Raw genomic sequence first — 17,808 nt, forward strand, 5'->3', positions numbered from 1 at the left:
CTCCTTCTGTTGCTAAACGCTCCCATAGTGTAAGGATCTGCGTATTGATGCGACAAAAGGGATAGTCCTGTGCGGCTCGGCCGGGTACCTCTCCCGGTCAGCCCTTGCCGCCGCCCGTGAAGCTCTCGTACTCCTTCAGGACCTCCGCCGTCGGCCCGTCCATGCGCAGCTCACCGCGCTCCAGCCACAGCACGCGGTCGCAGGTGTCACGGATCGACTTGTTGTTGTGGCTGACCAGGAAGACCGTGCCCGCGCGCTTGCGCAGCTCGCGGATGCGGGACTCCGAGCGCTTCTGGAAGGAGCGGTCGCCGGTGGCGAGCGCCTCGTCGATGAGCAGGACGTCGTGGTCCTTGGCGGCCGCGATGGAGAACCGCAGGCGGGCGGCCATGCCGGAGGAGTACGTGCGCATCGGGAGCGTGATGAAGTCGCCCTTCTCGTTGATGCCGGAGAACTCGACGATGTCGTCGTAGCGCTCCCGGACCTGCTCGCGGCTCATGCCCATCGCGAGCCCGCCGAGGCGTACGTTGCGCTCGCCCGTCAGGTCGTTCATCATCGCCGCGTTCACGCCCAGGAGGGACGGCTGGCCGTGGGTGAAGATACGGCCGTGCTCGACGGGCAGGAGCCCCGCGACGGCCTTGAGCAGCGTCGACTTCCCGGAACCATTCGTGCCGATCAGGCCGATGGCCTCGCCCTTGTACGCGGTGAACGACACCTTCTTCACGGCGTGCACCTTGCGTACGCCGGCCCGTGCCTCGGTCTTCTTGCGGCCGCCGATGATCCGGTTGAGTGCGGCGGTGGCGGTGCCGCGGCCCGCGCCGGTGCCGTGCACGCGGTAGACGATGTCGACGGCGTCGACGATGACGGTGGGAGCTCGGTCCAGCTCCGGGGAGGTGTCAGCCACGGCCGTACGTCTCCTCTGCCTTCCAGAAGTAGATGAACCCGCCGACGCCGGCGAGCAGGGCCCAGCCCAGGGCCCAGGCCCACACGTGGTGCGGGAGCTGGTCGCGCTGGAAGCTGTCGATCAGCGCGAACCTCATGAGGTCGATGTACACGGCCGCCGGGTTGGATTCCAGGAGGACCTGCATGGCGTGCGGCAGACGCTGGTCCTTGAGGACAGCGTCGATGCTCCACATCACCCCGGACACGTACATCCAGGTCCGCAGCACGAACGGCATCAGCTGCGCGATGTCCGGCGTCCTGCTGCCGAGTCGCGCCATGACGAGCGCGAGGCCGGTGTTGAACGTGAACTGCAGCGCGAGGACCGGGACCACCAGGAGCCAGGAGGGGGTGGGCGGGACGCCGAAGCAGAGCAGGATCACGAAGAGCGCGCACATGGAGAACAGCAGCTGCTGGAGCTGTTGCAGGCAGTACGAGATCGGCAGTGAGGCGCGCGGGAAGTGCAGGGCGCGCACCAGGCCGAGGCTGCCGGAGATCGCGCGGGTCCCCGCCATCACGGACTGCTGGGTGAAGGTGAAGACGAAGACCCCGGTGACCAGGAACGGGACGTAGTCCTCCACGTCGCGCTTGGTGTTCATCAGCACGCCGAAGATGAAGTAGTAGACCGCCGCGTTCAGGAGCGGGGTCATCACCTGCCAGACCTGGCCGAGCTTGGCCTGGCTGTACTGGGCCGTCAGCTTGGCCGTCGCGAAGGCGGTGATGAAGTGACGGCGCTGCCACAGCTGGCGCACGTAGGCGGGCAGGGAGGGGCGGGCGCCGCTGACGGTCAGGCCGTGGAGGGCGGCGAGGTCGGCGGGGTCGGTGGGGGAGGGTGTCGGGTCGGCAGGGTGCGCCGCGCGGGACGGTGTGTCGAGGGCCTGGCTCACGTCCGTTGCTTTCGCTCGGGGAGGCTGGAGGCGTACGTCGGGACGGGCCCGTATCGTCGCAACGCCGAGAGTAGGACGTCGGCACGTCGGAACGCAACCGTATCGTCGTCACGCTTTATGCTGTCCGTATGACGACGAGCAGGCCACAGGGTGAACAACCGCGCCGCCGCGCCCCCGCCGGGGCCGCCGTGCTGCGCGAGGACGTGACCGAGGCGATCCGCGACGCGGTCTTCGGGGAACTGGCCTCCGTCGGCTACGCGCGCATGTCGATCGAGGGCATCGCGCGCCGTGCGGGCGTCGGCAAGACGGCGGTCTACCGCCGGTGGCGCTCGAAGCTGCACCTGGTGCTCGACCTGGTGTCGGCGATAGCGGTCCAGGGGCTCCCGGCACCGGACACCGGGTCGCTGGAGGGGGACCTGCGCCTGCTGTACGAGGTCACCTCGCGCGCCCTGCGCCACCCCGTCGCCTCGCAGATCATCCCCGACCTCCAGGCGGAGGCGGCCCGCAACCCCGAGATCGCGGAGGCGCTCCAGAAGGCGCTGCGCGAAGGCCAGTACGGCGTGGCCAGCGGCATTGTGCGGGCGGCGGTCGAGCGGGGCGAGCTGCGGGACGGGGTCGACGAGGAGCTGGCCCTCGACCTGGTGTCGGGGCCGCTCTACTGGCGTTCCGTGGTCGTGCGGGCCGATCTCCCCAAGGGCTACCTGGGGAGGCTCGCGGCGGCTACGGCGGCGGGGCTGCGGGCCTTGTGAGGGGGCGTCGGATCACACCCGCCGCGGACGCTGCCGCCCGCACCGCTTCAGAGGGCAGGCTCTAAACGGCGCGACGCCTGCGGGACGTGAGGGCCAGCGCGATGCCGGCCGCCAGGGCGATCAGTCCGGTGGGCACGCTGATGAGGGCTTGCCGGAGGCCGTCGGCGACGAAGAGGCCGGCGATGTTCGCGGCGAGCGCGAGGAGCAGGACGAGCCAGAGGGTGGTCTTCATGCGGGAAGGTCTTCCTTTGCCGGTCATAGAAGTTGATCTACGGACCAGTCTGCCCGGTGGCTCCCGTCCCGGCTTCCGGGTGCCTGCGGACCCAGCCCGCCCACGCCGACGCGATCATGTCGCGTACGTCGCGCTTCGCGGACCAGCCGAGTTCGGTGGCGATGCGGTCCGCGGAGGCGACCACGCGGGCCGGGTCGCCGGGGCGGCGGGGGGTGACCTCGGCGGGGGTGGTGTGGCCGGTGACCTCGTTGATGAGGGTCGTCATCTCGCGGACCGACACGCCCTCGCCGCGGCCGATGTTGAGGGTGAGATCCGTGCCGGGTGCGGCGGAGGTGAGTGCGCGGGCCGTGGCCACGTGGGCCTCGGCGATGTCGACGACGTGGATGTAGTCCCGTACGCACGTGCCGTCCGGCGTCGCGTAGTCCGCGCCGAAGATGCGCGGGGCCTCACCGGCGGTGAGCTTCTCGAAGACCATCGGGACCAGGTTGAAGACGCCCGTGTCGGCGAGGTCCGCCGAGGCCGCGCCCGCCACGTTGAAGTAGCGCAGGGACGCCGTCGTCAAGCCGTGCGCGCGGCCCACCGCGCGGACCAGCCACTCGCCCGCCAGCTTCGTCTCGCCGTACGGGCTCATCGGCAGGCACGGCGTGTCCTCGGTGACGAGGTCGACGTCGGGCATGCCGTAGACGGAGGCGGAGGACGAGAAGACGAAGTGGGCCACGTCGTCCGACGCGGTCACGGCCTCCAGGAGGACCCGCAGGCCCTCCACGTTCTCGTGGTAGTAGTGCAGCGGGCGTTCCACCGATTCGCCGACCTGCTTCTTGCCCGCCAAGTGCACGATGCCGGTGACCCCGTGCTCCGCGAACGTGCGGATCAGCCGGTCGCCGTCGAGGACCGAGCCGGTCACCAGCGGCACCCCGGCGGGGACGCGCTCGGCGATACCGGTGGACAGGTCGTCGTAGACCACGGCCCGCTCGCCCGCCTCCGTCATGGCGCGGACGACGTGCGCCCCGATGTATCCGGCGCCGCCGGTGATCAGCCAGGTCATGGTCGTCTTGTCCCGTCTTGTCGCGAGTGTGTGCGTGTGTGCGTGTGCGTGGAGTGCAGTGTCGCAGAGGCCCCGTTCGGCGCGTGTCAGCGGCCCGCGGCGCCCCGCACGGAGCGCACGACCCTGGTCAGGCGGCGTTTCGCGACCCCCGCGACGCCCCGCACGCCGGGGGCGAGCCGCACCGACAGGTTCCCCGCCTGCGTGGCGTACGGCTGGACGAGCAGGACCCCGCGCCGCCTGCTCGGCACCACCGTCCTGCGCAGCAGCCCGGGCCCGGCGACGGCGTGCGCGGTCGAGTCGCGCGCCGTGCCGTCCTCGAAGAGGAGCCGGAGCCGGAGGTCCCACACGGCGGTGTCCAGTGAGGCGAGGTCCAGGAGGAGCGTCGCGGTCCACGTCTCGCCGGGCCGCTCGGAGGCGAACGCCGCCGTCCTGCGCATCCCGGGCACCCCCGTCTGCCGGTGCACCAGCTCGACGTCGACCGTGGCGGGTCCCGCGTCCGCCACCCGCCCGTACAGCTCGTGCAGCCGCAGCGTCAGCCGTGACCCGCCGGCGGACGGGCGCAGCTCGCCGTCGACCGCGAGGGGCAGCAGCCGCACCGGCCGCACGAGCAGGTGCTCCAGGGTGACCTGGGGGAGGTCCGTGGCCCAGACGGGCGTGCCCGCGGCCGCCCTCGGGTACGGCGGCGCGAGGCGGGCCGGGCGGGCCGCGACCTGGTTGAGGCGGGGCAGGTCCCGGGGCTCCTCGGAGGCGAGGACCACGCGGGCGATGACCCGTCCCGGCGCGGGCGCCGCGTCGAGGTCGGCGGCGTCGAACGTCGCCAGGTACGCGCGCGTGAGGCCCCACCACTCGCGCCGGTACTCCTTGCCGCGCGCGGTGAGTTCCCGTGTGTACATGCGCAGGCTGTGGTCGACGAACTTGGCGCGGGCCGCCCGCGCGAGCCGCTTGCCGCCGGTGCCGTGCGCGTCCCGCAGGATCTCGACGGACTGGCGGTGTGCCTCTATGCGGGCTTCCCAGTTGGCGATGTCGGAGCGGTCCAGGGAGATCGACAGCTTGGCGGCGGCGCGGCGCACGTGCCAGACGTAGACCGTGTCGGGCACGAGGGTGATGCGCGGTGCGGCGGCCAGCACGCGCGCGGTGAAGACGAAGTCCTCGTAGACGAAGCGGCCTTCGGGGAAGCGGATGCCGTGCTCGCGCAGGAAGGCCGTGCGGTAGAGCTTGTTGACGCAGAGCGTGTCGTGGACGAGGCGCGGGCGGAGCTCGGGGCGTGCGACGAGCTGCGCCTTGCGGTAGATCTCCGGCTGCCAGGGCACCTCGCGCCCCGAGGGCAGCTCGCGGCGCACGCAGAGCCCCGAGGCGACCTCCGCGCCGTGCCTGCGCGCGGCGGCGAGCAGCGCGTCGACCGCGCCGGGCGGCAGTACGTCGTCGCTGTCGAGGAACATCAGGTACGGCGCCGCGGCGGCGTCGATCCCGTCGTTGCGGGGCGTGCCGCAGCCGCCGCTGTTGGTCTCCCTGCGGATCACACGCAGGCGCGGGTCGTCGGCCGCGAGCCCGGCCAGGATCTCCGCGCTGCCGTCCGTCGAACAGTCGTCGACGGCGATCACCTCGTGGACGGCGGGGCCCTGGGCGAGCGCGGAGCGCACGGCGTCCGCGAGGTGGGCCGCGTCGTTGTAGCCGATCACGACGACCGAGACGACGGAGACGTCGGCGCCGGACGGGTTCGTGACACGGGTGTTCTGGGCACTCGGGTGAGGCAGGATGCGGTCCACAGGGGAAATTTTAGGGGTTGCTGGCACTTATCCGATTAGAGGGGCATTCGTGGGCGTGGACCCGTCCCGATGCGCACCTCTCGGACCGCCCACCCGCGCGAGCACCTCGCCCGTACGCGGACTCCATCCCATGACCACGGCCTCGGACGGAACCCGCTGGTCACGGGAGAGCAGCAGCCACCGCACGTCGTAGCGGCGGACGATCGCCGAGCGCTCGGCGATCGTCGACCCGGGGTCGAGGTAGGTGCGCACGGCGGCCAGGCGCCGATTGCGCACGTCCTCGTCGAGCGAGGCGTCGGGCCAGGCGGGGGCGACGAGGTTGGCGCCGTAGCCGGGCACGGAGCGGGTGGGGTAGTAGCCGTTGGTCAGGACGACGTCGCCCCGGCGCATGTGGCCGACCGCCCACCCGTATCCCGGCCAGCGCGGCGGCTGGTCGAAGCCGATGGGGTCCAGGGCGCGCGGCACGACGGCGCCCGCCTGGATCTGGAAGAACCCGACGCACGCCCCGAGCGCCGCCGCCCCGGCGAGCGCGCCGCGCCGCCACCCCCAGGCGCGCGGCGCCGCGAGCTCGATGGCCAGCGCGAACTGCAGGGGGACCAGGGTCAGGCCGAGGATGCGGCCGTACGTGTAGTGGCCGCTGACCCAGCCGTACGCGACGACGGCGCAGTCCAGGGCGAACATCAGGACCAGGGGGTCCCTGCGGTCCCTGCGGAAGCGCAGCCACAGGGCGGGCAGGCCGAGCAGGGCGAGCCAGAAGCGCTGGGGCATCTCGGTGTACAGCTGGCGGTGGATCCAGTCGACGGACGCGTCACCGACGAGGGAGAAGACGCTGTAGTACGGCCAGACCGCGCCGATCACCGCGGCCGTCACGGCGGTTGCCGCCCAGCACCACGCCCGGCGTCCCACCGCACGCCCCGAAGCCGCGAACGCGACGACCCCGATCACCGCGCCCACCGACGAGATGGGGTGGACGAGCAGGATCAGGCCGCACAGCGCGCCGAGCCCCACGTACGGCCACCGGCCGCTCCGCACCTCGCGGGTCAGCGTGCCCGCCCACGCCCACGCCCAGAACGTCAGGCCGATCGCGAACGTCGACGGGTACCCGAGGTTCCCCGTCATCGACATCAGCCCCAGGTAGCCGCTCCACCACGCCATCCGGGTGCCCCAGAGCAGCACCATCGCGAACAACGCGAGGACCGGCGCCCACGGGCGGGGCGTCAGGACGCGGACGAAGCGGCCGATGCCGGTCAGCAGGACGAGGAGGTTCAGCGGCCCCGCGAGCTTCACGACCTGCCGGCCGGCGAGGCCGGTGACCTTCGCGAACAGGCCCTGCGCGACGGCGTACGGTGAGTAGTACGCGCTGCCCTCGCCCGGCAGGTCCGCCATCGGGTGCGCGGGGTGGAGGAGGTTCTCCTTCAGGCGCTCGACGACCGCCGCGTGCTGGCCGAAGTCGCAGCACATCGGGATCCGCCAGAACGCCAGCGACATCACCAGCCAGAACAGCCCGCCGAAGACCAGGTACGGGGTGGGGCGACGGCGTCCGCCGCCGCCGAGCGCCGTCGCGCCGTGGAAGGCCCGGCGCGTGAGCAGCGCCCCGCTCACCGCATGAGCCTCTCGGCCACGCGGGCCGCGGCCCGCCCGTCGTCCAGGTCGCAGTAGGCCTCACGGAACGCCGCGTAGGCCTCCGCGTGCCGGGACGTGATCGCGTCCAGGTCGCGCAGCGCCTCGACGAGCTCGTGGGTGGAGGCGAGCAGCGGGCCGGGGGCGCGCGTCTCGAAGTCGAGGTAGAAGCCGCGGACGGTGTCGCGGTAGTGCTCCAGGTCGTAGGCGTGGAACAGCATCGGCCGTCCGGTGTGCGCGAAGTCGAACATCAGCGAGGAGTAGTCCGTCACCAGGACGTCGGCGAGCAGCAGGAGTTCGGCGGCCCGCGGGTGCGCCGACACGTCGCGCACGAACGGGGCGCGGGCGCCCGGCAGCCGCCCCGACGTCAGCGGATGCTTGCGCACGAGCAGCACGTGGTCGTCGCCGAGTACGGACTCGGCGGCGCGGAAGTCGAGCGCGGGCTCGTAGCGGAACCGGCCGGGGGAGTAGGCGAGATGGTCCCGGTACGTCGGCGCGTACAGCACGATCCGCTTGTCCGGCGCGATGCCGAGCTCGTCGCGGACCCGCTCGGCGACCCTGTCGCGGTCCTCGGTGAACAGCACGTCGTTGCGGGGCGATCCCGCCTCCATGACCTCGCCCTCGTAGGCGAGGGCGCGGCCCAGGTGGGGGGTGGAGAAGCGATTCGGCGAGACGAGGACGTCCCACTGGCGGGACAGCTTCGGCAACGCGTCGAGGTGGCCGTGGTCGGCGTAGAGGGTGTCGGTCAGGTCGGTGCCGATGCGCTTGAGCGGGGCGCCGTTCCAGGTCTGTACGACGGTCTGGCCCTCGCGGCGCTCGAAGAAGTCGGGGAGGTGGCCCGCCGTGACGATGCGGCGGCAGCGGGCCAGCGCGTCGTACCAGTCGGCGCTGTGCTCCTCGACGCCCTTCGTGCCGGGCGGGACGTGGGTCTGCTGGTCGTGCGTGACCCACAGGTGCTCGACGCCGGCGCCGCGCCGCACCAGCTCCTCGTGGACGGCGCGCGGTGAGTCCCCGTCGAAGTACAGGACGGTGTCGAGCAGGGGGAGTTGGCGGCGGCTGGGGTAGTGGACGGTGCGGAGTCTGTGCCGCCGGTACGCGCCGCGCTCGGACCGCGAAAGCACGGACCCGGCCTCGACGAACAGCCGGTCGCCGAACCGCCGGTCGGCGGTGAACTCCCGCCCCTGGACGGTGTGGTGCAGGGGCAGCGTGGTGGAGGCGGAGGCGAGCAGCCGCACGGGAACGCCGTCCTCGGCCCGAGCGGACCCGTCCCCTCCGTCAGAGCCCCGCCCGCCCGCCGCGTCCCTCAGGAACGCGTACCACCGCCCCTCCCGCAGCACCCCTCCCCCCGGCGCGACCACCGCCCGGAACCGGTCGCCGTCCAGCTCCGTCGGTACGGTCAGTTCCTCGTCGCGGCCGCTGTGCCGCAGTACCAGCTCGGGCTCGTGCCAGCTGGCCGCGGTCACTGGGCCCTCCACGGTGAGCGTGCCGTCCGCGCCCCACGTGACGCGGTCCGCGACGGGCTGTCGGGTCAGCTCGACGACCAGGCGCCCCTGGTCGTTGGCGGTGGCGCAGAGTTCGCGGCCCGCGCGCGATGCGTACCGCCCCGGGGGCAGGTCGAGCGTGGCGGCCAGGGACTTCAGCGTGCCGTCGGGCAGGACGAGGTTGGCCTGCCAGCGGTCGCCGTGCGGCGGCTCGACCTCCTTGGGCGCGAGGTGCGGGGTGGGCGCCACGTCCTCCAGGTCGGCGAGCCGGACGCGGACCTCGAAGCGGTCGCCGGTGTGCCGGACGGGGTAGTCGAAGTCCGTCCTCGTGGCGGCGTGGGTGAGGCGCAGGGCGGTGGGCCGTGCGCGCCCCGGCAGGGTGCCGGACAGCACCACGTCGTCCCCGTCGAGCCGGTGGGCGTCCACGCGCGCCGCGTACTCCTGGATCCGCAGCACGAGGCGGCCCTTGCTGAACCCGAGGACGAGCCGCAGCCCGTCGTCGAGCTCGCGCACCACGGACTGCGCCGACGCGCCCTCCGCGGCCCGCAGCGCGGTTCTGCGCACCGTGCCGTGGCCCGCGACGACCAGGCCGAACAGCCAGTTGCCGGGCTGCCAGCGGCCGCCGGTCCGCAGCTGCTCGGGGTCGACCGTCATCTCGAAGCCGGACAGGTCGTAGCAGTGCAGGCGCTGCCGGGACTTCTCGGTGGCCTGCGGCGCGGCGATCGTCCGCGTCGGGACGCGGCGGAACCTCCCCTTGCTGTGCGCCGCCTTGAGGAGTCCGGCCTTCACGGAGTGCCCGGGCCGGGTCGCCTCCATGTTGCGCACGTACGCGTATCCGGTGATCCGCAGCTTTCCGCCGGCGTCCCACCGCGCCTCGGTCATCCGCGCCACGGTGGGCAGTTCGCCGCGTCCGATGCGTGCGACCTTCTCGGGCAGGGCGCCCACCCCGGGGTAGGCGGCGCGGCGGCGCACCTTCCCGCGTACGTGGAAGGCGGTGCCGTTGGCCCTCTCGAAGGCGAGGAGTTCGATGAGTTCCGCGGTGCGTGCCTCGCGGACGAGCTGCCATTTGACGCGCAGGTCGACGGGGAGCTCGGCGAGGACGGCCGGGTCGGCGCGGCGCAGGAACGCGGCGGTGTCGGTGAGGAACGCCGTGCGGTACTCGGGGCCGCCCATCGGCAGCCCTTCGAGGAAGTACACGAAGTCGTCGCGCAGGCAGGACGCGTCGTACGTCTTCTTCATCTCCGGCGCGTGCCGGGCGAGGAACCCGCTGACGTGGGCGCAGGCCGCGATCCGGTCGCGCACGCCCTTGACGTCGGTGCGGCGCCGGGTGATCGAGCCCTCGCGGACCCGCCAGTAGTAGACGTGGTCGCTGAGCACGTCCACGGATCCGGCGAGGAAGTGCGCCGGGATCATCACGGGGGTGTCCTCGTAGAGCTTGCCCTCGGGGAAGGTGAAGCGGTGCCGGTCCCAGAACGCGCGGCGGAACACCTTGTTCCAGGCGACGCGGTCCGAGAGCAGGTCCAGGTCGCGCCCGATGTGGGTGCGGGTGCGCGGCTCGGTTAGCCACTTGTACTGCCAGGCTTGCGAGCGGCCGCGTTCGTTGAGCCGCCACACGTTGCCGGTCGCGAAGTCGGAGCCGGTGGCGTCCAGGCTGGCGATCATCCGTCCGTACGCGTCGTGCGGCACGACGTCGTCGCTGTCGACGAAGGTCAGGAACTCGGCGGTGGGGGACGCCTTGCGCACACCGGTGTTGCGGGCGGCGCTCAGTCCGGCGTTGCGCTGGCGGACGTAGACGAAGCGGGGGTCCTTGGCGGCGTACTCGCGGGCGATGCGCGGGCTGCCGTCCGTCGAGCCGTCGTCGACGAGGATGCACTCCAGGCCGCCGCGCGCCTCGGGCCCGCCGTGCCCGCCGGGGCCGTCCATGGTCTGCCCGGCGATCGACTCCAGGCACTCCTCCAGAAACTCCTCGACGTTGTAGATGGGTACGACGACGCTGAGACGGGGCTGCACGCGAACCGGCCTTTCATGGGGACAGGGCATATATAGGCATATTCATCCCCTTTGCCCGTTCTCGGCTCCCCGGCGTCAATGTCTTCGCCCTCGTCCACCCCAACGAGTGACGTTCGGTCTTCGACAGGCGGTGTCCGGCTGGCTACGGTCGGTGTCCATGACGCGCTTCTCGGTAGTCGTCCCCGTCCACCGCGTCCAGGGCTACCTGCGCGCATGCCTGGACTCCGTGCTCACCCAGTCCTTCGCCGACCTCGAACTGATCGTCGTCGACGACGCGTCACCCGACGCCTGCGCCGCGATCGCCGGGGAGTATGCGGAGCGCGATCCGCGCGTGCAACTCGTCCGCCTCCCCGCACAGGCGGGCACGGGCCCCGCCCGCAACATCGGAGCAGACCGCGCCACCGGCGGCCACCTCCTCTTCCTCGACGGCGACGACCTGCTCCTGCCCGGCGCCCTGGAGGCCGTCGACGCGGCGCTCACGGCGGCCGGCGACCCGGACCTCGTCCTCTGCGCCCACGACCGCGTCGACTGGTGGGAGCACGTCCGCCCCGGCGGCGACGACCTCACCGGCGACCCCCTCGCCGCCACCCCCGCCGCCTGGAACCGCGTCTTCCGCCACGGCTTCTGGCAGGAGCGGCAACTCGCCTTCTCCACGGGCGCGTACGAGGACGTGGTGCCCGTCCGCACCGCGACCCTCCGCGCGGGCGAGCGCACCGCCGTCGTGGAACGGCCCTGCGTGCGCTGGCGCGAGCGGCGCGCGGGCAGCTTCTCCAAGACCCCGGGCCGGGCCCACTTCGCGCTGATCGGACGGTACGAGCAGCTGCTCGCCGCCGCCGGACCCGAGGACCGCGCCCGGCTCCTGCCGCACGCCGCCGCCCACCTGCTCGCCGTCCTCGACGACCCCGGGCGGATCAAGGAGAGCGACCGGCGCGACTTCTTCCGCGAGGCCGCGCGGCTCCACCAGCGGTACGCACCGGGCGGCACCGCACCCCGCACCCCCGAAGGCAAGGCCCTCGCCACCGCCTCGTTCGCCGCCTACGAAGGCCTCCGCAAGGCCGAGACGCGGCGGCTGCGCCTCACCCGGCAGCTGAAGCGGCAGAAGAAGAAGCTGCGGGCCCGCGCCATGCGCGCCGCCTACCGCGCCGACCTGCGCCGCCCCCTGGACCCGCACCTCGCGGTCTACGGCGCCTACTGGAACCGCGGCGTCTCCTGCAACCCGGCCGCCATCCACGCCAAGGCCCGCGAACTCGCCCCGCACGTCCGGGGCGTGTGGGTCGTCTCCAGCCGCAACAAGCACCGGGTGCCGCCCGGCGTCGAGTACGTCATCGAGGGCTCACGCCGCTACTGGCAGGCGATGGCCACGGCCACGTACCTCGTCAACAACTCCAGCTTCCCCGGCGGCTTCACCAAGCGCCCCGGCCAGGTCTACCTCCAGACCCACCACGGCACCCCCCTCAAGACGATGGGCCTGGACCAGCGCCGCTATCCGGCGGGCACGCACGGCATCAGCTTCCAGAAGGTCCTCGACCACACCGACCAGTGGGACTTCAGCCTCTCCTCCAACCCGCACTCCACCGAGATCTGGGAGCGCGTCTACCCCTCCGTGGCCTACCAGGCCCTGGAGGCCGGCTACCCCCGCAACGACGTGTACTTCACCGCGGGCGAGGACGAGGTGGCGCGCGTGCGGGCGCAGCTCGGGGTGGACGACGGGCGGACCGTGCTGCTGTACGCGCCCACCCACCGTGACTACCAGAAGGGCTTCCTGCCCCGCCTGGACCTGCGCCGCTTCGCCGACGCGCTCGGCCCGGAGTACGTCGTGCTCGTACGCGCCCACTACTTCTACGGCGGCGACGCGGGCCTTGAGTCCCACCCGCGGCTCGTCGACGTCACCGGGCACGCGCGCGTGGAGGAGCTCTGCCTGGCCGCCGACGCCCTCGTCACCGACTACTCGTCACTGATGTTCGACTACGCCTGCCTCGACCGCCCGATCGTGACGTACGCCCCCGACTGGCAGGCCTACCGCCTCGCCCGCGGCACCTACTTCGACCTGCTCTCCGGGCGCCCCGGCGAGACCCCCGGCGCCGTGGCCACCACCGAGGACGAGCTCGCCGCGCTCTTCACGGACGGCGGCTGGGACACCCCGGAGGCGGCGGCGTTGCGGACGGCGTTCCGGCGGCGCTTCTGCCCCTACGACGACGGACGCGCCGCCGAACGCGTGGTCCGGCGGCTGTTCCTGTCCGGCGCTCAGGAGCCGTCCCGCACCTCGTAGGGGGAGCGCACCGGGAAGTACGCCGTCAGGAACGAGCGGATGGCGAGCGCCATCTCCTCGTCCGCCACCCCGCCGTCGGGGGACTCCCCGATGCAGAACGCGGTCCGGTCGCGGTTCTGCAGGAGCCGCCCGAGCCGCGCGTGGTCGGCACGGTCCCCGATGTCCACGAAGTCGTACGAGATGCCGGCGGGCACCGCACGCCCGGTCAGGTACGCGTAGTGCTGGTGCAGCGAGGAGACCAGCGCGAGGTCGCCGCGGGAGCGGACACGGCTGCGGGCCGTGGCGGCCGTCTGCTCGGGGAAGCGCTCGGCGATCTCCTGGAGGATGCTGCGGCGCAACGCGTACGGCACGTGGAAGAAGGAGTGCGTCGTCGTCCTGCCGAACGCGGCGCGCAGCAGCTCGCGGTTGTTCTTCGCCGCCGCCAGGTAGCCCTCGTCGTCCGGTGCGACCGGCAGCGCGGGCACGGACGCCGACGACCAGAAGAAGCGGGCCAGGCCGTTGCTGAGGAAGAACGTGTCCGGGGTGGTGGGGCGGCCGAGGAACATGTCGTCGTTGAAGTAGAGGAAGTGCTCCGACAGGCCGTCGACGCGGTGCAGCTGTGACTCGATGGCGTGCGAGTTGAAGGTCGGCAGGCACTCCTCGGGATCGGCGAACAGGTCGCGGTGGTCGACGACGGTCAGGCCCGGGTGGTCGGCGTCGAGCCAGGGCGGGGTCTGGCCCGCCGTGACCAGGTACACGTGCCGGATCCACGGCGCGTACATCGCGATCGACCGCAGGCTGAACCGCAGCTCGTCCCGGTTGCGGAACCGGACCGCCCCGCCGTCGGCCGACGTGTCGCCCCCGCCGAGCGTCTCCTCGCGCCGGGCACGCCACTCGGGGTCGGAGTCGTCGACCCAGGTGTAGACGGCGTCGATGGGGAAGTCGACGTCCTTGATGAGGAGTTCGGTGAACACGTCCAGCGTCGGGTACGCGCGCCCCGCCACGTCCAGCGTCGCCGTGGCGGTCAGCGAGGGCAGCTCGGCGCCCGCGAGCGTCGCCCCGAAGGGCGACCGGAAGACACCCTCGGGCGTCCGCGGCCAGAACCCCACCGTGCAGGCGAGACCCGTGCCGTGCCGCAGCGACAGCGTGGTCGTGGTGACCGGCTTGAAGACCTTCAGGCCCGCGAGATCACCGATGGCGTCGAGACGTTCGGCGAGGACCGTGCCGGGCGCCGCGTCCCGCGGGTTGACCAGCTCGGCGTAGACCGGCTGCCCGCGCAGCGCCCCCGCCAGGGCCTTCAGCGCGCGGGGCCGGTCGTCGTCGGCGACGGCCAGCGTGTGGGCGGTCTCGCCCGGGGTGCGCACCACGACGTAGGGGACGTCCTGCGACTCCAGGGCGTCCGCGACGAGCCGCAGGTTCCACTCGGCCATCCGCGGGGCGAGGACGTCGTCGCGCCGCTCGGCGAGGCGGCCCACCGAGCGGATGACGCGGCCCGTCCCGTCCGCCGCGAGGATCTCGTCCTCGCGGGCGTGCTCGTCGGCGGCGGCCGCCGCGTCGAAGGTGTGCGGCGCCGTGGGCCGGAAGCCGCTGCCGCCGGACGCGACACCGAGCGCCACCCGGTCCGCGCGTCCGCGCAGCCGCCCGGGACGGTCACGGCCCGCGACGAGCCGCGTGTACAGCTCCTCCCAGCGCGCGGTGACGCCGGCCGAGGAGAACCGCGCGTACACGCCGTCGCGCGCAGCCTCCGCACAGCCGCGCCGCATCTCGTCGTCGCCCATCAACTCACCCATCGCGCGGGCGAGTTCGTCGACCGCGCCCGGCGGGACGAGCAGACCGTCGACGCGGTGCCTGACGATCTCGGCGGGCCCCGTCAGCACGTCGTACGCGACGACCGGCACCCCGGCGGCGAGCGCTTCGAGGAGGACCAGCGGGAACGCCTCGTTGTGCCCGGCCGTCATCAGGCTCAGGCCCGCCTTGGCCCACTCGGCCGCCATGTCCTGGCAGGGGCCGAGGAGTTCCACGCGGTCGTGCAGGCCGAACCCGTCGACGAGCCTGCGCAGGTGGCGTTCGCGGTGGCCGCTGCCGAAGATCCGCAGCGTCCACTCCGGGTGCGCCTCCGCGACCTGCGCGAACGCCCTGATGGCGTGGTCCACGCGCTTCTCGCCGGTCAGGCGCGCCGCCATGACGATGACCTTGCTCTCGCCGTCCGCGCGCGGCCTGAAGCCGTCGGGCACGGCGTTCGGGATGACGGCGAGCTCGGGGGCGGTGGCGCCGAGGGACTCCGCGAGCCAGTCACGGGTGCGGCCGGTGAGCGCGACGAGGGCGTCCAGACGCGGCGCGTGCAGCAGCAGCGGCTCGCCGGACGGGCCGCGCCGCTGGGTGGGCCGGTGCTCCTGGTGGACGGTGACGACCCGGGCGGGCACCAGCGCCACGGCGGCGGCGAGCAGCGCGGGCGTCGTGGTGACCAGCACGTCGGTGTCGAGCGAGCCGAGCGCGGCCGTCATCTCGATGTCCGAGAGCCGGTCGAAGGCGTCCTCCCAGGCGGGCTTGATCAGCTCGCTGGGCAGCGCGGCGAGCGTCCGGCACGCCGCGTCGTCCAAGTCGGTCTCCCGCACCGGGCGTTCGGGCGTGACGGTGCGGTCGACGAGATGGCGCACCGGCAGTTCGCGCGCCTCCGCGAAGAACGGCTCGGCGCGGGTGCGGAAGACGGAGACGACCTCGACCTCGACGCCGGGGCGCTCGGCGAGGTGCCGGGCCTGGGTGTACGTGGCGAGCTCGGTGCCGCCCATCTCGTCGCCCCAGCCCAGCAGATACGTGATCTTCATGAGGTCTCCTCCGCGAGGTCCCGCGGTGCGTCGGACTCCCGCACGGCGTCGGTGATGTCCCAGCACGTCACCGCGAACGCGCCGGTCCTGGTGAAGTGGGCGTGCGCCCGGACGAGCGAGCCGCCGGGCAGCGCGTGGACACGGAACGGAGTGGGGTAGGCGGCGGAGGGGTCCCGCACGTCGGTCAGCCACCGCCCGACGGGCAGCCGCCCCACGCGGAAGTCCCACACCCACTGCCCCGGCCCCGCCCCGGACATCGCCGCGAGCGGCACCCGCAGCGTGAACTCCGCGCCCTCCCACTCCACTTCGGCGGGCACGACCACCCCGTCCCGCCGCCGCACCGCCTCGGCCGCGCCGGGCAGACCCCCCGCGACAAGCCTCCCGTGCACCGTGATGCCGTCCCCCGACGGCACGAACCGCACCAGCTCCGCGCGCGGCCGCGACCGCGTCGCCTGGAGCACCGCCCGCCCGCTGCGGGCCCGCATGACCCGGACGAGGGTGCCGGTCCGCGGGTCGGGGGCGTGCGGGGCGGTCGGCGTCGCGGGCGGGGCGCCGCTGTCGGCGGGCGCGAGCCCGTACCGGCGTACGCGGCCGTCGTCACCCCGCGTCTCGACGGTCAGCCGCCACACGCCGTCCCGCATCCCGCGCAGGGTCGCCGTGGCGGTCAGGAGCGGGGTGGCGCCGGTGTGCGGTTCGTACGTGAGGGGGACGGCGATCCCGCGGGGCCCGCGGGTGATGAGGAGCCGGGCGCGGCCGGGCCCGTGGGGGGCGGCGAGCGCGACGTTGAGGGTGCGGCTGTCGCGGAGCGAGAGGTGCACGGGCGCCAGGAGCGGCCGGACCCGCCCGGCACCGCCGCGCACCCGGCCCGCGGCGGTCCGTTCCAGGCGGAAGCGGGTGCTTCGCGCGGTGGTGAGCAGCCGCCGGGCGAGGCGTGGCGGGGCGAACCGCTGGGCGGAGTGGTCCATTTCTCCACTGTGTACGACTTTGACCGCTTGTCGTCGCGGACGCCCCGGCCGCCGCACCAACTTGCACCATCCGGCGCTGCCCGGTGCCGCCCGGCGCCTTCGTCGAGGTCAGCGGCGGGCCTTGCGGACCGCCCTGGTCACCACCGGCGGCAGCAGGTCGACGGCGAGCCTGCGGACGGCGGACGGCCTGCGCGCGGGCGTGCCGGCCGCCCGGGCGCGGGGAGCGGGCAGGGCGGGCGCGGCCGTGGGGGCGGGCCTGGCGGGGCGCGCCGGGTGGCGGGAGGTGACCAGATCCGGCGCGGGGATCTTCGCCCGCGAGGCGCGCAGCACGTCGAGTCCCGCGATGCGCTGGATCTCCGGGGCGCAGTTCGGCATGGCGTGCAGCTCTTCGAGGAGCGCGTCCCGCAGCGGCGCCGGATCGCCCCAGGTTCCGTACAGCTTGTTGGAGGAGAGCATGACGGGGCGCAGACCGTGGCGGAACACGGCTTCCCACGTGGCGGCGGCGACGCCCGGCGTGTGTTCGGTGCGGTAGTCGTCGAGGACGAGGACGCCGTCCTCGCGCAGCGCGTTCCTCGCCGTGCGGATGTCGTCGCGCACGTCGTCGTACATGTGCGAGGCGTCGATGTGGACGAACCGGCACGAGGCGTCGTCGACGATCTCGGGCAGCACGTCGGTGCGGCCCTCGACCAGCTCGGGCAGCGTGTCGTGGAAGGCCGTGTAGTTGGCCTCGAAGGCGCGCAGGGTCAGGGACTTCTGGTAGAAGGCCTTGGTGGCCTCCTTGGTGTAGCCGTCGTCGGCCCCGAAGAGGTCGCAGACCGTCATCTTCTCCTCGGGCCGCAGGAACCGGCCCATGACGACCGTGCTCTTGCCGAGGTAGCAGCCCATCTCCAGGAGGTCGCCCGGCGGGGTGCCGGCCGCGCCTTCGCCGAGGAACCAGGCGAACAGCCGCTGGTCCAGGGGCCAGAACCAGCCGGGTACGTCCTCCAGGGTGGTGGGGCGCGGCAGTTCGCCGTCCGTGGTCGTCGTCATGTGGGGGCCTCCATC

Annotated in this window: 12 protein-coding genes; 2 read left to right on the plus strand and 10 right to left on the minus strand. The window is 73.1% G+C overall.

Features of this window, described 5'->3' with window-relative positions; translation table 11 throughout:
* Positions 1–97: 97 nt before the first annotated feature.
* Together AC07DO_RS00220 and AC07DO_RS00225 are read right to left on the minus strand one after the other, a co-directional pair.
* Entirely contained in the window at positions 98–901 is an 804-nt protein-coding gene (locus AC07DO_RS00220; RefSeq protein WP_479055981.1) for an ABC transporter ATP-binding protein, read from the minus strand.
* Positions 894–1,823 carry an ABC transporter permease gene (locus tag AC07DO_RS00225; protein ID WP_479055982.1) on the minus strand — a complete coding sequence of 310 codons (930 nt, stop codon included), beginning with the start codon at positions 1,821–1,823 and terminating at the stop codon, positions 894–896. Before AC07DO_RS00225 ends, AC07DO_RS00220 begins: the two co-directional genes overlap by 8 nt.
* A gap of 128 nt (positions 1,824–1,951) precedes the next feature.
* Here AC07DO_RS00225 and AC07DO_RS00230 point away from each other — a divergent pair, with 128 nt between their 5' ends.
* The gene (locus AC07DO_RS00230) at positions 1,952–2,572 is read left to right on the plus strand and encodes a TetR/AcrR family transcriptional regulator (protein WP_479055984.1); all 621 of its coding nucleotides are present in this window, start codon (positions 1,952–1,954) and stop codon (positions 2,570–2,572) included.
* 61 nt (positions 2,573–2,633) lie between these two features.
* Here the strand turns inward: AC07DO_RS00230 and AC07DO_RS00235 are convergent, their stop codons facing one another.
* The 5 genes from AC07DO_RS00235 to AC07DO_RS00255 form a co-directional block, all read right to left on the minus strand.
* On the minus strand, positions 2,634–2,804 hold the full coding sequence (locus AC07DO_RS00235; protein ID WP_479055985.1) for a hypothetical protein: 171 nt from the start codon (positions 2,802–2,804) through the stop codon (positions 2,634–2,636).
* 37 nt (positions 2,805–2,841) lie between these two features.
* Entirely contained in the window at positions 2,842–3,849 is a 1,008-nt protein-coding gene (gene galE, locus AC07DO_RS00240; RefSeq protein WP_479055986.1) for a UDP-glucose 4-epimerase GalE, read from the minus strand.
* Between the two features lie 86 nt (positions 3,850–3,935).
* Positions 3,936–5,528 (minus strand): glycosyltransferase family 2 protein, encoded by a 1,593-nt coding sequence (locus AC07DO_RS00245; RefSeq protein WP_479057473.1) that lies wholly within the window; start codon positions 5,526–5,528, stop codon positions 3,936–3,938.
* 114 nt (positions 5,529–5,642) lie between these two features.
* Positions 5,643–7,217 carry a hypothetical protein gene (locus AC07DO_RS00250; protein ID WP_479055988.1) on the minus strand — a complete coding sequence of 525 codons (1,575 nt, stop codon included), beginning with the start codon at positions 7,215–7,217 and terminating at the stop codon, positions 5,643–5,645.
* A complete protein-coding gene (locus tag AC07DO_RS00255) occupies positions 7,214–10,726 on the minus strand; it encodes a bifunctional glycosyltransferase/CDP-glycerol:glycerophosphate glycerophosphotransferase (RefSeq protein ID WP_479055989.1) in 3,513 nt (1,170 codons plus the stop codon). Before AC07DO_RS00255 ends, AC07DO_RS00250 begins: the two co-directional genes overlap by 4 nt.
* A gap of 157 nt (positions 10,727–10,883) precedes the next feature.
* Here AC07DO_RS00255 and AC07DO_RS00260 point away from each other — a divergent pair, with 157 nt between their 5' ends.
* Positions 10,884–12,995, plus strand: coding sequence for a bifunctional glycosyltransferase/CDP-glycerol:glycerophosphate glycerophosphotransferase (locus tag AC07DO_RS00260; protein ID WP_479055991.1), 2,112 nt, complete (start codon positions 10,884–10,886; stop codon positions 12,993–12,995).
* Here the strand turns inward: AC07DO_RS00260 and AC07DO_RS00265 are convergent.
* The 3 genes from AC07DO_RS00265 to AC07DO_RS00275 form a co-directional block, all read right to left on the minus strand.
* Positions 12,971–15,799: a stealth conserved region 3 domain-containing protein gene (locus tag AC07DO_RS00265; RefSeq protein WP_479055993.1), complete on the minus strand. Its 2,829-nt coding sequence runs from the start codon at positions 15,797–15,799 to the stop codon at positions 12,971–12,973. The two genes, AC07DO_RS00260 and AC07DO_RS00265, sit on opposite strands and share 25 nt — an antisense overlap.
* The gene (locus AC07DO_RS00270; RefSeq protein WP_479055995.1) at positions 15,796–16,764 is read right to left on the minus strand and encodes a hypothetical protein; all 969 of its coding nucleotides are present in this window, start codon (positions 16,762–16,764) and stop codon (positions 15,796–15,798) included. Before AC07DO_RS00270 ends, AC07DO_RS00265 begins: the two co-directional genes overlap by 4 nt.
* Positions 16,765–16,872: 108 nt before the next feature.
* Positions 16,873–17,793, minus strand: coding sequence for a class I SAM-dependent methyltransferase (locus AC07DO_RS00275; protein ID WP_479055996.1), 921 nt, complete (start codon positions 17,791–17,793; stop codon positions 16,873–16,875).
* Between the last annotated feature and the right edge of the window lie 15 nt (positions 17,794–17,808).

The organism is Streptomyces sp. NPDC045678 (assembly GCF_056432085.1).

What these genes read in the sequence shown, in the direction of transcription:
- AC07DO_RS00230 (WP_479055984.1), top strand. Translation starts at nt 1,952, where the DNA reads ATGACGACGAGCAGGCCACAGGGTGAACAACCGCGCCGCCGCGCCCCC.
- AC07DO_RS00235 (WP_479055985.1), bottom strand. Translation starts at nt 2,804, where the DNA reads ATGAAGACCACCCTCTGGCTCGTCCTGCTCCTCGCGCTCGCCGCGAAC.
- galE (WP_479055986.1), bottom strand. Translation starts at nt 3,849, where the DNA reads ATGACCTGGCTGATCACCGGCGGCGCCGGATACATCGGGGCGCACGTC.
- AC07DO_RS00260 (WP_479055991.1), top strand. Translation starts at nt 10,884, where the DNA reads ATGACGCGCTTCTCGGTAGTCGTCCCCGTCCACCGCGTCCAGGGCTAC.
- AC07DO_RS00265 (WP_479055993.1), bottom strand. Translation starts at nt 15,799, where the DNA reads ATGAAGATCACGTATCTGCTGGGCTGGGGCGACGAGATGGGCGGCACC.
- AC07DO_RS00270 (WP_479055995.1), bottom strand. Translation starts at nt 16,764, where the DNA reads ATGGACCACTCCGCCCAGCGGTTCGCCCCGCCACGCCTCGCCCGGCGG.
- AC07DO_RS00275 (WP_479055996.1), bottom strand. Translation starts at nt 17,793, where the DNA reads ATGACGACGACCACGGACGGCGAACTGCCGCGCCCCACCACCCTGGAG.